Source organism: Phyllobacterium zundukense (assembly GCF_025452195.1).
Lineage (GTDB): Bacteria > Pseudomonadota > Alphaproteobacteria > Rhizobiales > Rhizobiaceae > Phyllobacterium > Phyllobacterium zundukense_A.
The window spans coordinates 83,251-102,561 of the sequence record NZ_CP104970.1; the positions used below are offsets into that span (position 1 = coordinate 83,251).

15 protein-coding genes and 2 pseudogenes are annotated in these 19,311 nt (G+C 56.7%); 16 read left to right on the plus strand and 1 reads right to left on the minus strand.

From position 1 onward, the window contains the following. The first annotated feature begins 5 nt into the window (after nucleotides 1-5). The 8 genes and pseudogenes from N8E88_RS02185 (at nucleotide 6) to N8E88_RS02220 (ending at nucleotide 9,727) form a co-directional block, all read left to right on the plus strand. A complete protein-coding gene (locus tag N8E88_RS02185; RefSeq protein ID WP_262290898.1) occupies nucleotides 6-1,778 on the plus strand; it encodes an ABC transporter permease subunit in 1,773 nt (590 codons plus the stop codon). After that, on the plus strand, nucleotides 1,771-2,946 hold the full coding sequence (locus N8E88_RS02190) for a M24 family metallopeptidase (RefSeq protein ID WP_262290899.1): 1,176 nt from the start codon (nucleotides 1,771-1,773) through the stop codon (nucleotides 2,944-2,946). Before N8E88_RS02185 ends, N8E88_RS02190 begins: the two co-directional genes overlap by 8 nt. Then, nucleotides 2,943-3,959 (plus strand): D-2-hydroxyacid dehydrogenase, encoded by a 1,017-nt coding sequence (locus N8E88_RS02195; RefSeq protein WP_262290900.1) that lies wholly within the window; start codon nucleotides 2,943-2,945, stop codon nucleotides 3,957-3,959. Before N8E88_RS02190 ends, N8E88_RS02195 begins: the two co-directional genes overlap by 4 nt. A gap of 1 nt (nucleotide 3,960) precedes the next feature. Next, complete coding sequence (locus tag N8E88_RS02200) at nucleotides 3,961-4,743, plus strand: gamma-glutamyl-gamma-aminobutyrate hydrolase family protein (protein ID WP_262290901.1); 783 nt, start codon at nucleotides 3,961-3,963, stop codon at nucleotides 4,741-4,743. An 18-nt stretch (nucleotides 4,744-4,761) separates the two neighbouring features. Next, complete coding sequence (locus N8E88_RS02205; protein WP_410010520.1) at nucleotides 4,762-6,135, plus strand: aminotransferase class III-fold pyridoxal phosphate-dependent enzyme; 1,374 nt, start codon at nucleotides 4,762-4,764, stop codon at nucleotides 6,133-6,135. An 83-nt stretch (nucleotides 6,136-6,218) separates the two neighbouring features. Continuing rightward, nucleotides 6,219-7,673 (plus strand): NAD-dependent succinate-semialdehyde dehydrogenase, encoded by a 1,455-nt coding sequence (locus N8E88_RS02210; protein ID WP_262290903.1) that lies wholly within the window; start codon nucleotides 6,219-6,221, stop codon nucleotides 7,671-7,673. Nucleotides 7,674-7,698: 25 nt separating this feature from the next. Beyond that, nucleotides 7,699-8,779 (plus strand): annotated as a pseudogene (locus N8E88_RS02215) (tartrate dehydrogenase). Between the two features lie 261 nt (nucleotides 8,780-9,040). After that, on the plus strand, nucleotides 9,041-9,727 hold the full coding sequence (locus N8E88_RS02220; RefSeq protein ID WP_262290904.1) for an aspartate/glutamate racemase family protein: 687 nt from the start codon (nucleotides 9,041-9,043) through the stop codon (nucleotides 9,725-9,727). A gap of 325 nt (nucleotides 9,728-10,052) precedes the next feature. Here N8E88_RS02220 and N8E88_RS02225 read toward each other — a convergent pair. After that, nucleotides 10,053-10,339 (minus strand): annotated as a pseudogene (locus N8E88_RS02225) (winged helix-turn-helix transcriptional regulator); the annotation flags it as partial. 199 nt (nucleotides 10,340-10,538) lie between these two features. Here N8E88_RS02225 and N8E88_RS02230 point away from each other — a divergent pair. The 8 genes from N8E88_RS02230 (at nucleotide 10,539) to N8E88_RS02265 (ending at nucleotide 19,070) form a co-directional block, all read left to right on the plus strand. Next, nucleotides 10,539-11,942, plus strand: coding sequence for an aspartate aminotransferase family protein (locus tag N8E88_RS02230; protein WP_262290905.1), 1,404 nt, complete (start codon nucleotides 10,539-10,541; stop codon nucleotides 11,940-11,942). A gap of 151 nt (nucleotides 11,943-12,093) precedes the next feature. After that, on the plus strand, nucleotides 12,094-13,503 hold the full coding sequence (locus tag N8E88_RS02235; RefSeq protein WP_262290906.1) for an aldehyde dehydrogenase family protein: 1,410 nt from the start codon (nucleotides 12,094-12,096) through the stop codon (nucleotides 13,501-13,503). Nucleotides 13,504-13,610: 107 nt separating this feature from the next. Then, nucleotides 13,611-14,309: a CoA transferase subunit A gene (locus N8E88_RS02240; protein WP_262290907.1), complete on the plus strand. Its 699-nt coding sequence runs from the start codon at nucleotides 13,611-13,613 to the stop codon at nucleotides 14,307-14,309. Nucleotides 14,310-14,327: 18 nt separating this feature from the next. Further along, nucleotides 14,328-14,957 (plus strand): 3-oxoacid CoA-transferase subunit B, encoded by a 630-nt coding sequence (locus tag N8E88_RS02245; protein WP_262290908.1) that lies wholly within the window; start codon nucleotides 14,328-14,330, stop codon nucleotides 14,955-14,957. Between the two features lie 65 nt (nucleotides 14,958-15,022). Continuing rightward, a complete protein-coding gene (locus N8E88_RS02250) occupies nucleotides 15,023-16,204 on the plus strand; it encodes an acetyl-CoA C-acetyltransferase (RefSeq protein WP_262290909.1) in 1,182 nt (393 codons plus the stop codon). Between the two features lie 15 nt (nucleotides 16,205-16,219). Next, the gene (locus N8E88_RS02255) at nucleotides 16,220-16,699 is read left to right on the plus strand and encodes a UPF0262 family protein (RefSeq protein ID WP_262290910.1); all 480 of its coding nucleotides are present in this window, start codon (nucleotides 16,220-16,222) and stop codon (nucleotides 16,697-16,699) included. Nucleotides 16,700-17,010: 311 nt separating this feature from the next. After that, nucleotides 17,011-18,423, plus strand: coding sequence for a Glu/Leu/Phe/Val family dehydrogenase (locus N8E88_RS02260; RefSeq protein ID WP_262290911.1), 1,413 nt, complete (start codon nucleotides 17,011-17,013; stop codon nucleotides 18,421-18,423). A 413-nt stretch (nucleotides 18,424-18,836) separates the two neighbouring features. Beyond that, nucleotides 18,837-19,070 (plus strand): hypothetical protein, encoded by a 234-nt coding sequence (locus N8E88_RS02265; protein ID WP_262290912.1) that lies wholly within the window; start codon nucleotides 18,837-18,839, stop codon nucleotides 19,068-19,070. Nucleotides 19,071-19,311 lie beyond the last annotated feature (241 nt).

The window sequence follows — 19,311 nt, forward strand, 5'->3', positions numbered from 1 at the left end:
AACAAATGAGCACAGGAGCTGCGACAGCCAGAACACACGCGGGTGTTCAGTGCGAGAAGTTTTTTACAGAGCTGCTCCGCCGCCACGGCTTCCTGCTGCTCATGCTTCCGGCGCTTTTACTACTGGGTGCGGTTTATGGGGTGCCCATTTTTAGGCTGCTCGCCACCAGTTTCGGCGCGAATGAATGGTCCTTGAACAGCTACGAGGTAGCGCTGACGGATCGCTACATGTGGAAGGTGCTTCTAAGCACTCTCCGTTTATCGGCAGAGGTCACAGCATTGTGCCTGCTTCTGGGCTATCCCGTTGCCTATCTAATGATCAGGTCCGGCCCTCGCTGGACCCAGGTTCTCACAATCCTAGTCGTATTACCTATGTGGACCAGTGTACTCGTGCGATCATACGCATGGATTGTGGTGCTAGGCCGCAACGGGATTGTAAATCAGCTTCTGGCGGATGGCGGGCTGATCTCAGAACCTCTCACACTCTTGTACAATCGGTTCGGCGTCTACGTCGGCATGGTTCATATTATGCTGCCTTATATGATCCTGCCGCTCTACGCAGCCATGAAACGGGTTGATCTGCGACTAGTAGATGCGGCCAGAAGCGCCGGTGCTGGCGCACTAGCAGCTTTCACCTTGGTATTCGTTCCTCTTACCGCGTCCGGGATTGTGGCGGGATCGCTTCTCGTCTTTATCCTAAGTCTTGGTTTCTTCGTCACGCCGGCATTGCTGGGAGGGGCTGGCGACGTAACATACGTCATGCTTATCGAGCGCCAATTGAATGAGTCCCTCAACTGGGAACTAGCGGCGGCAATGGCGGTTATCCTGCTGGTCGCGACCCTGATACTTGTTGCCATGTATTGGAGGCTTGTAGGAATTACCGGCCAGGACGGGGCAAGTCGTGGGCAAGTGACACCGAGCCGGACATTGCGCACTGCAACGCGTGCGCTCGCTACTTGGCAGTCCGCATTCAGTTCCAGTTCGTCCGCGAGCCGCTTCGTCACGCCGGTACTGGGCTGGGCTGTTGTCGGATTTCTGATTGCCCCTATCTTGATCTTGTTCCCCCTTAGCTTGAGCGCCTCGCCGTTCCTGGAATTTCCACCACGTGGGTTCTCGTTGCAATGGTATGAGAACTATTTCAATCGACCTGATTGGATCGCGGCTACCTGGGTTAGTATCAAGGTCGCGACACTCACAATGTTTGCAGCCACGCTGTTGGGGACCCTAGCTGCCATCGGCATCGTGCGGGGGCGCTTTCTGGGGGCTCGTCTCGCCACCGCGTTTCTGGTGTCGCCTTCGATCGTGCCGACCCTGATAACAGCCGTGGCCGTTTACTTCCAGTTTGCACGGTTCCAGTTGGTTGGTACCATCACAGGGCTGGTACTCGCTCACGTGGTGCTGGCTCTGCCGTTGGTTGTAATCGTCGTTTCAGGTGCATTGCGCAGCGTCGACATCCGACCGGAGCAGGCGGCTCGTAGCCTGGGGGCCACTTCGATGACAGCTTTTCTCAAGGTTACTCTGCCAGCGATCAAACCCGGTATTATTACAGCAGCGTTCTTTGCCTTTCTCGCCTCCTTCGATGATGTCGTCCTCGCACTATTCCTCAGCGGTACATCGGCAACCACCCTTCCGAAGCGAATGTGGGATGGAGTCCGCTTCGAAGTCGATCCAACCATCGCTGCCGTCTCCACATTGATGATCATGGTCTCAATCGCTCTCTTGGTGGCGCCACAACTCGCTTCACTGAGATCTCGCCCGGCTGGACGCACCGATGGGTGAGACGAGTTGCATCACTTTGATCAAAGGAAACAGCATGGGCACGAACCTCAACTTCTCGAAGGCAGAGTACGACACTAGAGTTCGAAATGTGCAGTCTGACATGCGATCTCAGGGTCTCGATGCGCTGCTGGCTTTTGAACCAGAATCAATCACCTACCTGACCGGCTTCCTTTCGCCGAGAGGTTACAACTGCTTTCATTTTGCCATCATTCCTGTCGATGGCGATCCCGTTCTGTTCTTTCGCGATCTGGAAGCTTACCATTTTCAACGAAGCGCCGCGTTCGAGAGAAATTTTCGCTGGGCGGACGGAGACGACGTTGACGCTCTCGCTGTAGGTGCAATCAAATCAATTGTCGGAGAATCGCCCAAGGTTGGGATCGAGAAGTTCGCTTGGCAACTGAACGCAAGTCGGTACGAAAGGCTCACAGGTCTGCTGCCGAAGACTTTGGCGATCATAGATGCTGGCAACCTCGTTCGGAAACGACGCCTCATCAAGTCCCCGGCCGAGATAGACTACCAACGGCGCGCAGGACGCGCGGCTGAAGCGGCAATGGATGCTGCGCGCAAGGTGGCCCGTGCGGGAGAGCGCGAAAGAGATATAGGCGCTGCCGTTGCGGCAGCCATGGTGGTCGCTGGCAGTGACCGGGCCGAGCCGGGACCGATCGCGTCGGGCGAGGCTGCGAAGTCCATCCATTGCATGTACACGGATCGTATCCTGCATGCCGGTGATACAGTTCAGTTAGAAATGTGCCCTCACGTCCAAAACTATCATGCACGTTTCATGCGCCCGCTTAAAGTCGGGCATGCAACAGCCGCAGAAAAGCGACTAGCGGATCAGCTATTCAAGATTCAGGATCGGGCATTGTCCGAGATAGCTCCCGGCATTGGAGCAACCGTGCCAGATCAGATCTACCGAGAGGGGGTCGTCGCAACGGGAATAGTAGAACGGTATATAAATAAGACATTCTACTCGGTCGGATTGATGCTCTATCCAAATGGAGCTGAGTATTTGGAAGTCACGCCGAAATCAACGTGGTCATTCCAAGTCGGCATGACGTTTCATACCTATCTCGTCGTAGATGGTTTTGCCGTAAGCGAAACGATAGCCATTACTGCCACTGGGTATGAAAAACTCACAAACTATCCTCGGGAGCTTATTGTATCATGAAAGACCTAACTTCGGCGGTCGAGCATAGACAAGAACATCGCTTCGCGAGATCTCGAGACCCGCGGTCGGCCGCCAAAATACTTGTCTACCATCCCGAGCCGGAAGATTATGTGGTGGGCATTCGCCGGGCGCTTCCGGATGCAGAGGTGGTTTTTGGTTCTGATCCCGATTTTCTAAGACAGCACATCGGCGATACCGAAATCATATTGGCGCCACGGTTTCCTGTGGAAGCGCTCCAGGATGCACAACGGCTCAAATGGATTCAGTCGACGAATTCAGGCGTAGACTTTCTCGTGCCGGTTCGCGAGCGCCTAAAGAATACCTTGGTCACCAATGCTCGTGGCGTGCACGGCGAGGTTATGGCTGACTACGTCTTGGGCACAGTGACGATGTTGCACTGGGACTTTCCGGACTTGCTGCGTCAGCAGGCCGCGCAACAGTGGAAACCAAAGTTTGTTGATCCGCTGTCAGGTAAAACGATCGGCATTGTTGGTTTGGGGGCGATCGGTGCGGAGATAGCGAGAAGAGCAAAGTCGGCTGGGATGACTGTCTTGGGTATGAGGCGCGGATCCGCGCGGCTCGGCGAACCAGTCGATCAATATTATACTAGAGAAGAGTTCGACGAGTTTCTCTCTCGGTCCGACTTTGTCGTGCTGGTGGTGCCAGCGACCACCGAGACTTACAAGCTGGTAGGCGCGAAGGAGTTGAGCGCAATGAAGCGCTCGGGCTACCTGATCAATATTTCTCGCGGATCGGTTGTGGATGAGTTGGCTCTCATAAGAGCAATTGGAGACGGTCAGATCGCCGGCGCTGCTCTTGACGTGTTTGAGGTAGAGCCGCTTCCGCCTACCAATCCTCTTTGGACGATGCCGAACGTCATTGTCACATCGCACATCGCAGGAAATCCAACGGAGTATCCTCGGCGTATACTTGAAATTTTTTTCGAGAACGCCAGGCGATATCTGGCTGGCGAAGATCTCATCAACGTCGTGAACCTGGCGAGGGGGTATTAGGATGCTGCAGAGCGTCTCTCCTCTCGTGGGAATCTCCACCTGCATTCGGCCAATCGAGGGTCAAGACTGGCATGCCGTGCAGGACAAATACATTGTCGCAATGGCAGTCTGCGCGCACCTTGCCCCCGTTTTGTTGCCAGCCTTGGGCCCCGACTATGCGAAGAGTATCATCTCGCACCTTGATGGGCTGTTCTTGACTGGCAGCCTCTCCAACGTTGCACCAGAGATTTACGGTGCTTCGCAGGAGATCGAAGGTGATTTTCTTGATCCCAAACGTGATGAAACCGCCATTAGCCTCATTAAATTAGCGATCCAACAGGACATTCCGCTGTTTGGTGTTTGCAGAGGGTTGCAAGAGCTGAATGTCGCCTTCGGCGGCACCTTGTGTGCCCGGCTGCACACGCGGCCCGACAAGATTGATCATCGAGCTACTGCAAATGCGACCAAGGACACGCGCTACGGCAAGGCGCACTCCGTGAGCTTGGCCGGCGGCTCATTGTTGTCGGGATTGGTTGGGGCAGACACCATCGAAGTGAATTCACTACATGAGCAAGGAATAGATCAACTGGCAGCAAACCTGGAGATCGAGGCGCTGGCACCGGATGGAGTGATAGAAGCCGTGCGCGTTCGGGACGCTGGGTTTGCTGTCGCCGTTCAATGGCATCCGGAATGGCATTTTTGGGAGGATCCGCCCTCGCAGGCACTTTTCAAGGCCTTTGGAGAGGCCGTGCAGCGGCGCGCATATCAAAGGCGCCGTTCCGCTGCTCAGCCGTTATCCGTTTAATCAAGGACCAAGTATATAATGTTCAATCCAGCCAAGTCGCATCCAAATGCGACCAACCAATTCATCCATCCCTTCACCCAGCTTGCCGAGGTCGAAGACGATGGGCCAAATGTGATCGTCTCGGGTAAGGGAGTCACGGTAACCGACTGTGACGGCCGCGAGTTGCTCGACGGCTTCGCAGGGCTATGGTGCGTGAACATTGGGTATGGCCGAAGCGAAGTTATCGAAGCAGCACAGCGGCAAATGTCAAAGCTGCCATATGCTTCCAGTTTTTTTGGTTTTGCTAACGAGCCGGCACTGCAGCTCGCGGAAGAACTCGTTCGGCTTTCTCCAGAAAGCCTTCAGCATGTCTTCTTCACGTTAGGCGGCTCGGATGCTGTCGACTCCACGTTGAAAACAATTCGCTATTTCTTCAACGTCACGGGCCGGCCAGAGAAGAAACACGTGATTGGGCTCGAGCGGGGTTATCATGGTGTGAGTTCGACCGGTGCGGGTCTCACCGGCCTTACTAGTTGCCACCGCTTTTTCGATCTTCCTCTTCCGAACCAGCACCATATTCCATCTCATTATCGGTATCGGAGTTCCTATGGAGTCACAGATGCCGAGATCATCAGCGGGAGCGTGGCCGCGCTTGAAACGAAGGTCACTGACCTCGGCGGGTCGGAGAAAGTAGCTGCATTTTTTTGCGAGCCGGTGCAGGGGTCAGGGGGCGTCATTGTGCCGCCGGAGGGCTGGTTAGCTGCCATGCGCGATGCCTGCGCAAAGCTCGACATCCTATTTGTGGTTGACGAGGTGATCACCGGATTTGGTCGCACGGGCCAGCTTTTTGCGTGCGATTGGGAGCGTGTCGAGCCCGACATTATGATCATCGCAAAGGGGTTGACCTCAGGCTATTCGCCCATGGGAGCGGTGTTAATGAATGACGAGATTTACCGCGCCCTGGTCGACAAAGTGCCGCGCGATCTACCTTTCGCACACGGCTTCACTTACACGGGCCACCCCGTCTCTGCAGCCGTTGCTCTCGCGTGCCTTGAAATTTATGAGCGCGAACGGCTGCCGGAGAACTCGAAGGTGGTCGGAGCTCACCTGCTCAACGGCCTCGATGCGCTTCGGGAACATCCTTGGGTCGGCGATGTTCGTGGCAAAGGGCTGCTCGCAGCTATCGAGCTGGTTGCAAATCGGGAGACCCGAGAATCATTCGATCCGCGGCTAAACGTCAGCCAGCTGGTTCGAAGAAAAGCTTACGAAAACGGCCTCATCGTCCGCGCATTCTCCGACAACGTTATTGGCCTGGCGCCACCATTGGTGGTCGGAGAGGGCGATATTGATCAGATGCTGGATCGACTCGCTCGAGCAATCTGTGCAGCCCAGACTGACTTGCGCGAAGCATGAGATGACCTTTCCGGTGCTGAGAAGTGCAATCATCGGTGCTCTGGCAACAACCGCGCCGAACGAGAACTATGAGGATAAAAATAATGCTAAACTGGCGTGAATTAAAGCGCGAAAAGAACTTTATCGGAGGCAATTGGGTCGAAGCGGAGTCAGGCCTATCTATTGACGTCACCGACCCGGCAACAGGTGAAACCATTGGGACCATAGCCAATGCGGGTACGCGGGATGCAAGGCGAGCGATCGATGCCGCTAAGACTGCATTTGAGGCTTGGAGCTGCACGACGGCAGATCACCGAAGCAAGGTGCTGCGCAAATTGTCTGCCTGCATCCTAGATCACCAGGACGCGCTAGCGGAACTGTTGACGCGGGAACAAGGTAAGCCGCTCGCTGAGTCCCGTCTCGAGGTAGGTTCGAGCGCCGCCTATATCCTCTGGTTCGCTGAGGAGGCACGCCGCATTTACGGGGATATCATTCCCTCACCGTGGCCGGATCGCCGCATCGCGGTAACCAAAGAGCCAGTTGGCGTTGTTGGGGCAATTACACCATGGAACTTCCCTTCTTCCATGTTGGCGCGAAAGATTGGGCCGGCACTCGCAGCAGGCTGCACCGTGGTCGCAAAGCCAGCGACACAGACTCCATATTCGGCTCTTGCGTATGGAATTCTAGCGGAGCAGGCCGGGGTACCCTCTGGTGTGATTAACATACTAACCGGCTCGGCGCGTGAAATCGGCGGCGAGATGACCGCTAGCCCGGACATCGCCAAGATCACATTTACCGGATCGACTGAGGTCGGGAGGCTGTTGCTTCGGCAATCTGCGGACACCGTTAAGAAGGTCTCTATGGAGCTTGGTGGGAATGCGCCTTTCATAGTTTTTGACGACGCTGATCTGGAGCGCGCTGTCGACGGTGCGGTAGCGGCTAAATTTCGGAATTCGGGACAGACCTGCATTTGCACAAACAGGCTCTATGTACAGGCCGGCATTTACGATCGGTTCTTGGAGCGGTTTGCGGCTGCAGCAGCCAACCTGATGGTCGGCTCAGGGCTTGAGAGCGGCATTACCCAAGGCCCGCTTATCGATAGACCCGCCGTTGAAAAGGTCGAGCAGTTTGTTGCCGACGCTTGCACGAAAGGCGCCAGAATCGTGTTGGGCGGCGCGAGGCGCGATCCGGAGAGTTTGTTTTTCCCGCCCACGATTTTAGCCGACGCCCGGCCTAATATGCGGTGCTCGCAAGAGGAAATTTTTGGTCCGTTAGCTCCGGTCTATAAATTCGAAACCGAGGAGGAGGCCATCAAGTTGGCGAACGATACTGAGTATGGTTTGGCCTGCTATTTTTATACAAGAGATCTCGGCCGAACCTATCGCGTATCCGAGAAGTTGAAATATGGATTGGTCGGCGTAAATGAAGGTCTAATTACGACTGAGGTAGCTCCGTTCGGTGGGTTCAAGCAGTCGGGTCTCGGAAAGGAAGGGTCAAAGTACGGAATCGACGACTATTTGAGTGTGAAATATACGTGCATTGGCGGTATTGCGGCGTGATCGTATTATATCCGGGGGCGAGATCGTGAAGACGTACAAAGTTGCTCTCATTCCGGGTGACGGTATAGGTGTGGACGTTATTGACGCCGCCTGGAGTGTGCTCAGCGCTGCGGCTGACCGTTTTGGATCTCGTCCTCAATGGCACAGAACTCGATTGGTCATGCAATTACTACCTGAAGTATGGTAGGATGATGCCGGAAGATGGCATCGAGCAGTTGCGAGCGTTTGACGCCGTCCTTTTAGGCGCTGTGGGATGGCCTATGAGCGTACCTGATTCTGTGTCGCTCCATGGCTTGTTGTTGCCCATCCGGAAGGCGTTCGATCTATACGCAAATGTACGCCCCCATCGCCTCTTGGCTGGTGTTCCCGGCCCGTCGCGGGCGCGAGACTTCGATATTCTCTGCATTCGAGAGAACACGGAGGGCGAATATAGCGGTGCTGGCGGCCGCCTTCATCAAGGAACACCAGAAGAGGTCGCCGTTGAGACGTCAATCTTCACGCGCCGCGGTGTCGAACGCATTCTACGTTTTGGTTTTGAGCAAGCAAGGCAACGGCGCAAGAAGCTTGCTTCCGTGACAAAATCAAATGCGCAGAAGCATTCTATGGTCTTCTGGGATGAAATAACAGAGGCGGTTTCTGCTGATTACCCAGACGTGTCAGTAACGCGTTATCATGTTGATGCTATTGCTGCACGGTTCGTCATGCAGCCGGAAACATTGGACGTGGTGGTGGCGTCCAATTTGTTTGGTGACATCCTCACCGATATCGGAGCGGCGATCCAAGGTGGCTTGGGCTTTGCCGCCTCAGCAAACTTAAATCCTGTAGGCCGGGGCCCATCCATGTTCGAACCGGTCCATGGCTCAGCGCCAGATCTGGCAGGTCGCGGTAAGGCCAATCCTCTGGCTACACTTTGGTCGGGCGCCCTAATGCTTGAACATCTGGGGGAGCACTTAGGCTCTCGGGCAATCCTCGACGCAATGGAAAAGGTGACGGCTGCGGGTGAGGTGCGAACGCCCGATCTTGGAGGCGCGGCTACAACGAACGACGTTGCAAACGCAGTCATCGCTCAAATGCAAGTTTCGCGATCAAGGTATTTGCGACCATGAACCACAGAGTGTCGGATATTGGTGCCGGTTGCGCTCGATTTTGCCGAGCTGCAGTGCCCAGAATGGTGATCCGCGCAATACGATATCAGCTACGCAGTCTCGAGTAGCGCAGCAAAGAAAGCTGCTGAAGCGCCGAGTATTGGAGGGATGTCACCACTAAGGCGACACAGCGCAGAATGGGCCGCAAGTTCGTAGAAGGCAGTGTTTGATGCCCCGCCTGCAGCCTGTTTTGCCACTGAAGTTTGCAATCGGAGGATCAAGATGAGTAATAAAACTCTCGGCATATTGGAACTTGAGAATAAGCCGATGGAGCACCCGGGGGCCCTTTCAGCGCCTGGAACATTTCGGTTTCCGGTGAAGCGCTTAACGGTGCCTGGAGCAACGACACGAAATGTTGTCGATGGGGATCACTCAGTCAAAGACGCTTACATTAGGAGTGCTCGCCAATTAGAAAGTGAAGGCGTCGCAGCCATCATCGCAAATTGCGGCTTTAGCGCCGTGCTCCAAGCCGACGTGTCGGCCGCAGTTTCGATACCGGTGGCTCTTTCAAGCCTTCTGCTGGTACCTCTTGTAGCCAAGACGCTACCACCCGGACGGAGGGTCGGCATCATAACTTATGACGCTAGCAAATTGAAAGAGGAACACTTTCGCGCCGCAGGATGGTCGTCAACGGTAATAGACGTTGCCATTGCAGGAATCGAAGGTTCTGGGTCGTGGCACCAGCTAGCTCAGCCAGTTCCTGTCATCCCGCAAGCATTACTCATAAATGACGTGATGGCAGCGGCAACGTCTCTCCTCAAAACAGATCCTGCTGTCGCAGCCTTGGTGTTCGAATGCGCAGGCTTTCCACTTACGGCGGAACCGGTGCGGATCGCAACGGGATTGCCTGTAGCTGACTATGTCAGCTTGGCAAGAATGCTCATCGAGATGAGCCCCCCGGTCTCGTGAAGTGAGGGACATCTGGTAAGATGCCGCTCGCTTGCTTAACGACATATAGAACGCCGATAGCGACGGTATTTTGATCGGGATTCCAACGCTGGTCGGCGACAGGTCGGCATTGGCCTCGTTACACTGAAGACTAGGAAATGTCCGTCTGATTGCCGAACGTGATCGAGCTGTGACTATAGGGGTTGTTTACGGGAGGAGGCGAAATGCCCCCCTTCTCATGAGCGAATTAGGTTTTCCGGGCCCGTTTAAACTAGCCGCATGTACGAGGCAGGTCAATGAATATAGCCTGTGCACGGTGCTGGAGATGATGGCTCGAACCGATGGTTATCATACTCTCATCCGCGATTTCACCGCCTGACCATATTCGATCAACAATATCTGCCCGTTCACGCTCGGGCGACACCAGCACGATCATTGTCATCTGACGCCCCACCGCCTTTGGCGATACGATGGATACATCGGCTTCGATAACACCTTCTTCCCTTAGTTTCTTCAGTCTGCGCTGGCGCGCCGTCGGTGAGAGATTCGCAATTTTGCAAGTTCTTCTGAGGTCAACCGATTGTTATGTTGAACTGCCTCCAGGAGAGCCAAGTCTGCGCGGTCGAGTTCCATTTTGTCGATATCCTACCATCCGAATAACTTTGTGCAGGATTTCTGCTTAGTGACAGCCATCTACGCCGTCAATTGCTGCGCGGAACCGCCTAATCTGCATTCAATGAAGGTTTGGAGTAGAGCGACACCGTTCTCCGGTGAGCTTTATCGTCGAGGCGGAGGCTCTGATCTTTCGGTCTCGTTTTAGAAGGAAGTAGTAGTGACAATCAACATTCAGGACATCGCTGAGAAGGACCGCAACTCGGTTCTCCATCCATTCACGCAGCTAAAAGACTTTGCCAGAGGCAAGCTTGGCGAACCAACGATTGTTGAAACGGGGAAGGGTATCCGAATTCAGGACGCTCGTGGTAACCACCTGATCGACGGTTTTGCCGGTCTATATTGCGTCAACGTCGGCTATGGCCGCACCGAGGTAGCCGAAGCCATCTCGCGTCAGGCCTTTCGACTGGCTTACTACCACTCCTACGCAGCACACACGACCGACGAGTTGGCGATCCTGTCTGACCGTTTGGTTAAAATGGCGCCGGGCAAGATGAGCAAGGTATTCTACGGTATGTCCGGTTCGGACGCCAACGAGACCCAGGCCAAGCTAGTCTGGTATTACAACAACCTGCGCGGCAAACCCACCAAAAAGAAGATCATCTCGCGGGACCGCGGCTACCACGGGTGCAGCGTCGTGTCTGGTTCGATGACCGGCATGAGCTTCTACCACGATCATATGGACTTGCCGCTGCCGCAGATCACACACACCGGCGTGCCGCATCATTACTGGGGCGCCACTTCCGGCGAAACGGAACGGGAATTTTCCACCCGTCGCGCTGCCGAGCTCGATAAACTGATTGAACAGCTCGGTCCCGACAATGTCGGCGGCTTTATCGCCGAACCTGTGCTTGGCACTGGTGGCATCACGCCGCCTCCGGAAGGTTACTGGGAGGCCATCCAGCCGGTGCTCAAGAAGCATGACGTACTGCTGATCGCCGATGAAGTCATCACCGGATTTGGTCGGACCGGTTCAATGTTCGGCTCGCATCATTACGGCATTGAGCCCGACCTGATCACTGTTGCCAAGGGCCTGACCTCCGCCTACTTTCCGCTTTCGGCTGCGATCGTTGGCGAGAAAGTCTACAAGGTATTGGAAGACGGAGCCGACCGGGTCGGTGCGTTCTCGCACGGCTACACCTACTCCGGTCACCCCATCGGTGCGGCTGCGGCAAATGCCGTCCTCGACATTGTCGAAAAGGAGGACCTGCCGGGGAATGCCCGCGAAGTCGGTGCCTATTTCCAGGCCCAGCTTAGGGAGAAGTTCGCACAGTTGCCGATAGTCGGCGAGGTGCGTGGCGTGGGCTTGATGGGCGCTATCGAATTTGTCGGCGATCGCGAAGGCAAGACACGTTTCGATCCCTCGCTGAAGGTCGGTGCACGGGTCTCCAAGGCTGCCCGCGACCGCGGACTGATCGCCCGCGCCATGCCGCACGGCGACATCCTTGGCTTCGCACCGCCGCTGGTTACTACCAAATCTGAAATCGAGGAGATCGTCGCAATCGCTGAAAGCGCCGTGCGCGCGGTTATGGATGAACTCGTTCGCCACGGCCAGAAGATCTGACGTTAGCTGCCGGAGTTCTCAGCCCTGTCACGATCAACGGGGTGTTGTCACACATCAAGTAAGGACGGGGGGTGGTTCTCAGGCCACACCCTGGTCCAAAAAATACGATTGCCGCACATGCGGCGCATCATCAGGGTAGGGGAGCCGGCAAATGACCGTTGCCAAACTTCATATAAAAACGGGCTCGGCGCCCATATCCGTTTACAGCCCATTTGATGGGTCTCTGATAGGATCGATCGACACGACGGATGCAAGCGAGATCGGCGAACTTCTCGGTCGTGCCCGGCGCGGAGCCGAGCTTTCGCGCAATCTGCCGCGGCACAAGCGGTCAAGCATCCTTGAGCGCGCTGCGCAAAATATCGAGCGCCGCCGCGATGCTTTTGCCGAGACCATCGTCCGCGAAGCCGGAAAGACGATCGTTCAGGCGCGCAAGGAAGTCAGTCGCTGCGTCAATACGCTGAAGCTCTCGGCAGAAGAAGCCAAGCGTAATGCGGGTGAGATCGTGCCCTTCAATGCGTTTGCCGGATCAGAACAGCGCCAGGGTTGGTTCACGCGTGAGCCGCTCGGTATCATCACCGCGATTACCCCATATAACGACCCGCTGAACCTTGTGGCTCATAAGCTCGGTCCAGCGATCGCGGGCGGGAACGCCGTGCTGCTGAAACCGTCGAATTTGACGCCATTTTCTGCAATAAACCTCGTCGAAGCGCTTTTTGAGGCCGGCCTGCCTCAGGACGTCATCACCATCGTTCATGGTGATAGAGAGCTGGTCACTGCTATGGTCTCTGCCCGGGAGATCCGCATGGTGTCATTCACCGGCGGATTTTCCACCGGCGAGGCAATCAGCCGTTCGGCGGGCCTCAAGAAGCTGGCGATGGAACTCGGCGGCAATGCGCCTGTCATCGTGATGAATGACTGCGACTTCGACAAAGCGGTCGAGGGCTGCGTCTCTGGTTCTTTCTGGGCGGCCGGACAGAATTGCATCGGTGCCCAACGTATTCTGGTTCAGTCAGCACTTTATGAGCGGTTTCGTGATGCGTTCGTAGCTGGAACCACGAAGCTCAAGTCCGGGGATCCATTGCACGATGACACGGATGTCGGCCCGATGATCTCGACACAATCGGCGCAACGCACCGAGACGGCGGTCAATGACGCCCTTGCCGCTGGAGCCAAGCTGCTGTGCGGCCACCGCCGCGACGGGTCGCTTTATCATCCCACGGTGCTTGAAGGCACACCGCGGACCTGCGGCTTGTGGCATGAGGAAGTGTTTGCGCCTGTCGTGATGCTTGCTCCGTTCGAAACGCTTGATCAGGCCATCGAGATGGCCAATGAGCTGGAGTACAGCCTGCATGCCGGCATCTTCACCAGCAATCTCAATGTCGCACTCAAAGCGGCAGGCAGAATCGAGGCTGGCGGGGTAATGATCAATGATTCATCCGACTACCGGTTCGATGCCATGCCCTTCGGCGGGTTCAAATACGGCAGCATGGGCAGAGAAGGCGTTCGATTTGCCTACGAAGAGATGACCCAGCCAAAGGTGATTTGCATTAACCGCGGGTGAACGGGACTGCGCAGTCAAACCAAGGCTGCCGCAATTCTCTGGAAGTAGACATCAAGATCTTCCAGATTTGTCGTCACGCCACAAACTGTAGAACTCACGGAGAGATTATGAACAAGATTTACGACAACTCGCATGCGGCACTAGAAGGTCTGCTGTTCGACGGGATGTTCATTGCGGCGGGAGGGTTTGGTCTCTGCGGCATACCGGAGCTGTTGATCAGTGCGATTTGTGAGGCAGGCACCAAGGACCTGACGATTGCATCGAACAACTGTGGTGTCGACGATTTCGGCCTCGGCCTGCTGCTGAAGACGAGGCAGATCAAGAAGATGATCTCTTCCTATGTCGGCGAAAATGCCGAGTTCATGCGGCAGTATCTGAGCAGCGAACTGGAACTCGAATTCAATCCACAAGGGACGCTGGCTGAGCGCATGCGGGCTGGCGGGGCAGGGATTGCCGGCTTCTATACCAAGACCGGTGTGGGCACCGTTGTTGCCGAGGGCAAAGAACACAAGGTCTTTAACGGCGAGACCTACATGCTCGAAACTGGCATCGTCGCGGATTTATCTATCGTCAAAGCCTGGAAAGCGGACACGACCGGCAATCTCGTCTTCCGCAAAACAGCGCGCAACTTCAACCCGCCTGCCGCCACGTGCGGCAAGATCTGCATTGCCGAGGTCGAGGAGATTGTCCCCGTCGGCAATCTTGATCCCGACCAAATCCACCTGCCGGGTATCTACGTGCACCGCGTGATCCAGGGCGAGCACGAGAAACGCATCGAACAGCGCACGACGCGCGCCGCGGCTTGAGAGAGGAAGGAGAGATAAATGGCTTGGGACAGAAACCAGATGGCGGCGCGGGCTGCGCGCGAACTTCAGGACGGAACCTATGTCAATCTCGGGATCGGCATTCCAACCCTGGTGGCCAATCATATCCCCGATGGTGTCTATGTGACACTGCAGTCGGAGAACGGCCTGCTCGGCATTGGTCCATTCCCGACTGAAGACGAGATCGACGCCGACCTCATCAATGCCGGCAAACAGACGGTGACGGCACTGCCACATGCGGTGTTCTTCGACTCGGCGCAAAGCTTCGCAATGATCCGCGGCGGCAAAATCGCCGTGGCGATCCTCGGCGCAATGGAAGTGGCGGAGAACGGCGACCTTGCGAACTGGACGATCCCTGGCAAGCTCGTGAAGGGCATGGGCGGTGCGATGGATCTTGTCGCCGGTGTGAAGCGAGTGGTCGTGGTCATGGATCACACCAACAAGGCCGGGGAATCGAAGGTGCTGCGAGCTTGCACTCTGCCCCTGACGGGCCAGCGGGTGGTCGATCGGATCATCACCAATCTTGGCGTGTTCGATGTCGTAGACGGCGGCTTGAGACTGGTGGAACTCGCCGATGGTGTGACCGACAGCGAGCTGCGCAAAGCTACGGAAGCAACGATTGTCAATTAACACGGCGCTTCGTCGTAGATAAGCGGAACCACCACGAAGCCCTGAGAACAACGGAAGGAACCATCATGAGCAGCCCATCCATCGTTATCGCCAGCGCCGCCCGGACGGCAGTCGGGTCCTTCAGCGGCGCCTTCGCCAACACGCCTGCGCACGAGCTTGGCGCAACCGTGATCAAGGCGGTGCTCGAACGGGCGGGTGTCGACACGGAAGAGGTGGATGAGGTGATCCTCGGCCAGGTGCTGCAGGCCGGTGAAGGGCAAAATCCGGCGCGTCAGGCGGCGATGAAGGGCGGGATCCCGCAGCACAAGACTGCCTTGGGCATGAACCAGCTCTGCGGCTCGGGCCTTCGCGCCGTCGCTCTCGGCATGCAACAGATCGCCACCGGTGACGCGAATATCATTGTGGCCGGCGGCATGGAGTCAATGTCGATGGCGCCACACTGCGCACATCTGCGCGGCGGCGTGAAGATGGGGGACTTCAAGATGATCGACACGATGATCAAGGACGGCCTCACCGACGCCTTCTACGGCTACCATATGGGCATTACCGCGGAAAACGTCGCCCGCAAGTGGCAGCTCACCCGCGAGGAGCAGGACGCGTTCGCCGTTTCTTCGCAGAACAAGGCGGAGGCCGCCCAGAAGGCCGGCAGGTTCGGCGATGAGCTCGTCCCCTTCGTCGTTAAGACCCGCAAGGGCGACATCATCGTCGATCAGGATGAATATATCCGCCACGGTGCGACGCTTGACCAGATGACCAAGCTGAAACCCGCTTTCGACAAGGACGGCACGGTGACGGCGGCCAACGCCTCCGGCATCAACGATGGCGCTGCTGCGGCGCTTCTGATGAGCGAGGCCGAGGCCTCGCGCCGCAGCATCCAGCCGCTGGCCCGCATCGTTTCCTGGGCGACGGCAGGTGTCGATCCGCAAATCATGGGCACGGGCCCGATCCCGGCTTCCCGCAAGGCGCTCGAAAGGGCTGGTTGGAAGATCGGGGACCTCGATCTCGTCGAGGCGAACGAAGCCTTCGCGGCCCAGGCCTGCGCCGTCAACAAGGACCTCGACTGGGATCCGTCGATCGTCAACGTCAACGGCGGCGCGATCGCCATTGGTCATCCGATCGGCGCGTCCGGTGCCCGTATCCTCAACACGCTGCTCTTCGAGATGAAGCGCCGCGGCGCCTCGAAGGGCCTTGCGACGCTTTGCATCGGCGGCGGCATGGGGGTGGCCATGTGCGTGGAGGCGATATGAGAGGAGGGGAGTGAGATGGCCGACCCGGCATTCTGTCTCTGCGATGTGTCGCTTGACGACGCGCGTATTGAGCGCGAACAAGCCATTGCTGTCCACGACCTGCTTGAGGACAACATGTTCGTACCAGTAGGCCATGCCGGCGGCCCCTACCGTCTCAGGATTGCATTGGCAGAAGGACGCTTGGCGCTGCACATTGCTACCGACAGGGAGGCGTATGACGTGAGCCACTATCTGTCGCTAACTCCTTTCCGCCCACTGCTCAAAGATTATACACGCATGTGCGAAAGCTACTATGACGCCATCCGTCGCCCGGGTCCTGAAAGGCTGCAAGCACTGGATATGGGTCGTCGGGGTATCCATGACGAGGGATCCGAACTGCTGAGAGAGCGGCTCGTATCGAAGATAACGATCGACAAACATACGGCCCGCCGGCTGTTCACGCTTCTCTACGTCCTGCTCGTGCGGAATGCCAGCAGTCGCATTCTATCAAGCTAAGACGAGGAAGCGCCATGGCAGATAAGGGGGACGCGGAAGGCGACAGCCCAATTGAACGCAGACGCAGACGCAGGCGCAGCCATGCAAACTGTGCGTCAGCGAAATTGACTGCAACCGCTGCCACGGACGATCCATCAGCGAAACACCCCATTAACAAGAAGGAGGACCCCTAAATTGTGTTCAGAAATACTACGAGAGCTTGATAGTAAGGCGCGCGTCGTAATGACAGCCGAGCCCTCCGTCGAAAGGTCAGTCCGCGCGACTGAATGCAGGAATAAAAGCAGCGCTCTTCGAGCGACAAGAGGTGAGTGATGCAGGCTAATTCCATTGGCTTTCTGGAAAGCGTCGACCAGAACTTCCGACATGCCATGACATTCCTCGACCTTCCTGAGGGCTTGACCGAGCGGATCATTCAGTGCAACTCGACCTATACGGTGCGGTTTGGCGTCAGGCTGCGCGGGCGCATGTACAGCTTTACCGGTTGGCGCTCGGTCCACAGTGAGCACTGTGAGCCCGTCAAAGGTGGTATTCGCTACGCGCCAAACGCCGATGCCGAAGAGGTGGAAGCGCTTGCAGCCCTGATGACGCTCAAATGCTCGCTGGTCGACGTGCCCTTCGGAGGCTCGAAAGGCGCACTGAAGATTGATCCACGCGAATGGACGCCCCAAGAGCTTGAGCGCATCACCCGAAGGTTTACCCAGGAACTCAACAAGCGCGGTCTGATCGGGCCGGGCCTCAACGTTCCTGCCCCCGATGTCGGCACGGGTGAGCGGGAAATGGCCTGGATGATGGACGAATTCCGACGTGCCAATCCCACCGATGTGGTCAATGCACGTGCCTGCGTGACGGGAAAGCCGTTGTCAAAGGGTGGAATTGCCGGACGCAGCGAGGCGACGGGCAGAGGCGTGCAGTTCGCCATCCAAAGCTTCCTTCGAGATCACCGCACCAAGGGATTGAACGGTCGGCGGGATCTCAAGGGAGCCTCAGTGATCGTCCAGGGATTCGGCAACGTCGGCTACCATGCCGCAAAATTCCTGTCAGAGGAGGACGGCGCGCGAGTCACCATCGTTGCGGAACGGGACGGCTATATCGCCAACCCCGAAGGTCTGGCCATCGAGAAACTGAAGCAGCATCAAATCCGTACCGGCAGCATACTCGGCTTTGAAGGCGCCAGGTCCTTCGCGGGCGATATGACCGGTGTTGAACAATCCTGCGATGTCCTCATTCCGGCCGCGATGGAGAACGCCATCCATGCCGAGAACGCAGAGCGCATCAAGGCGCACCTCGTCGTTGAAGCCGCCAACGGCCCGGTTACATTCGAGGCCGACCAGATCCTGCGCTCGCGTGGAGTGACCATTCTCCCGGATCTCTATGTCAATGCTGGCGGCGTGGTCGTCAGTTATTTCGAGTGGGTGAAGAATCTCACCCATATCCCCTTCGGTCTGATGGAACGGCGCCGGCGCGAGCGGCGAAACCAAACGATAGCCGCAGCCCTTGAACGGATGACCGGCAAAGAGTTTCCGGCCGATATCCGCGACGAATTTCTTGAAGGAGGCGCCGAGATTGATCTGGTAAGGTCCGGGCTCGAGGACGTCATGCGCAGTACCTGGACACGGATTGCTGATCTTCTTGAGACGCAGCCGGAACTGGGCGACTACCGGACAGCCGCCTATGTCGCGTCCATTCGACAGATTGCTGACGCATACGAGGCGATTGGAATTTAATTCCTAGACTAAGTGGGGTATATCGCAACGACGAAGGCCGTAGGACTAGCTTGAGTCGATCCATTTAGCGAATCCTGACGGCCTTCTCGGACTTGACCCAAGTCGTGCGTCCACAAGCACAATGCAGGCAGTGCGATCTATCTACCCAACACAGCCTGACGAAAAAGGTACCCAGGAAAAAGCTTGAGAGAGCGGTTGCGGGACTGAACGCCGATTCGGTCATCTGCGACTCCGTTGCCGAAACATCTGAATGCGGAGCGCGTAATCTGATGCGGCCAATGCCGGCAAGATCGGCATCAGCGACCTTTCGACCTGTATATTCTCCTGCGCCACGGCCGGCGCTATTAGCTTAGCGAAGCGCACACATGGCGTGGGGTCCCATCCGGCCTCGATGCCACGACATCGGACGCTCGATGTTCGGCAATCCCATGAGCCTGCTACTACTCGCCGCCAACGCGCAGTCATCATGCCGCGTCAACAATGTCGCCACCTTCTACGGCAACACTGACATTTGGCTCACGGATGCTGGACGTCCGCAGATCGTGAAGGAGATCAGCCGTCGCGACCGTCGCCAGTGTCCGGCATTACTATGTTTTGGAACCCGCGGTCTCGATCAAGCCCTTGGTGCGAAGTCGGTTTTTGTTTAACGCTGGCTACCTCCGGCACCAAGCTGAGTTCTCCAGACGGCGGGCAACTTAGATATTCGGCCTCCACAGGTGCGGCATCTACACGGCCAGTTTCGCAAGTTGTGGAATCCTGCGTGTAACAGGTGAAATTTGCAGGTTTCTCATCCATTTCCCTGAGGGAACGCCTGCAATCACCAAGCGGGCGAATGTATTGTCAAGTCTGGCAAGTTGATCGTCCAGAACCCTCTGCGTGTAGAAGGTC